This window comes from Pseudokineococcus marinus (assembly GCF_013004605.1).
In the GTDB taxonomy this organism is placed as follows: Bacteria; Actinomycetota; Actinomycetes; order Actinomycetales; family Quadrisphaeraceae; genus Pseudokineococcus; species Pseudokineococcus marinus.
In genome coordinates, this window is sequence record NZ_JABEMA010000538.1 from 1 (window position 1) to 1224 (window position 1224).

The window sequence follows — 1224 nt, forward strand, 5'->3', positions numbered from 1 at the left end:
GGCGCCCGGCGCGGCCGCCGCCAGCAGCAGCTCGGCGGTGGCCCAGCAGACGAGGTCGTCGAGGTGCTCGCGGCGGCGCGCCAGGTCGTGGCGGGCCCGGCGGAGGTCGACGAGCGCGGCCGCCGGGTCCTCGCCGCCGCCCGGGGCGGGCGCCGAGCCGAGGACGAGGTCGGCGATCTCGGCCAGCCCGTCCTCGCGGAGCTCCTCCGGGGTCGAGGGCGGGCACAGGCGGGCGGTCAGCAGGTCGGTGCGGGCCCGCACGAGGCGCGACCACAGGCGCAGCCGCTCCGAGCGCGCCACGAGCCCGGCGCGCAGGCGCCTCAGCTCGTCCAGGTCGTCGTCCATGCCAGTGGTTCGTCGGCGGGCTGAGCGCCCTTGAGCGCCCCGGGCACCGGTCGCCGCGCTCTCACCCGTGCGACGCGGTCGGCGGCACGCGGGCGAAGCGCCCCGCAGGGCCGGAGGAGGGCCCGCTCCCAGTGCGCCGTCAGGGGGCGTGCCTATCGTCGTCGCGTGCTCCCGCCCGCCGCCTCGCCCGTCGCCCCCGCGCCGCCGCGCCGCACCCCCGGGGCGACGTCAGGGCCGGGGTCGCGGCTGGCGCTCGTGCGCCGCGCCCGCCGCGTGCACCGCGCGCTGGCGGAGCGGTACCCGGACGCGCGGTGCGAGCTGGACTTCTCCTCGCCCTTCGAGCTCCTCGTCGCCACGGTGCTCTCGGCGCAGACGACCGACCAGCGCGTCAACGGGGTGACGCCGTCCCTCTTCGCGCGCTGGCCCGACCCGGCGTCGCTCGCGGGGGCCGACCGCGCCGAGCTCGAGGCGGTGCTGCGGCCGACGGGCTTCTACCGGGCCAAGGCCGGCACCCTGCTGCGCCTGGCCGACCAGCTCGTCGTCGAGCACGACGGGCGCGTGCCCGCCCGGCTCGAGGAGCTGGTGACCCTCCCGGGCGTCGGGCGCAAGACGGCGAACGTCGTCCTCGGCGACGCCTTCGGCGTGCCCGGCACCACCGTCGACACGCACGTCGGCCGCCTCGCCCGGCGGCTCGGGTGGACGGAGGAGACCGACCCGGTGGCGGTCGAGCGCGACGTCGACGCCCTCTTCGAGCGGCGCGACCTCACCCTGCTCTCCCACCGCCTGATCTTCCACGGGCGCCGCACCTGCCACGCCCGGCGCCCGGCGTGCGGCGCCTGCCCGGTCCAGCGGGACTGCCCCTCGGGCGCCTCCGGTGAG

General features: G+C 79.2%; 2 protein-coding genes. One reads left to right on the plus strand and one right to left on the minus strand.

Translation table 11 applies throughout. The features are described from left to right. On the minus strand, positions 1-345 hold a 345-nt coding region (locus tag HLB09_RS17300), incomplete at its 3' end, for a hypothetical protein (protein ID WP_212771322.1). 246 nt (positions 346-591) lie between these two features. On the opposite strand from HLB09_RS17300, the gene nth reads away from it, so the two are divergent. After that, positions 592-1224 (plus strand): endonuclease III (gene nth, locus HLB09_RS17305; RefSeq protein WP_212771323.1); only part of this gene is annotated, 633 nt, incomplete at its 3' end.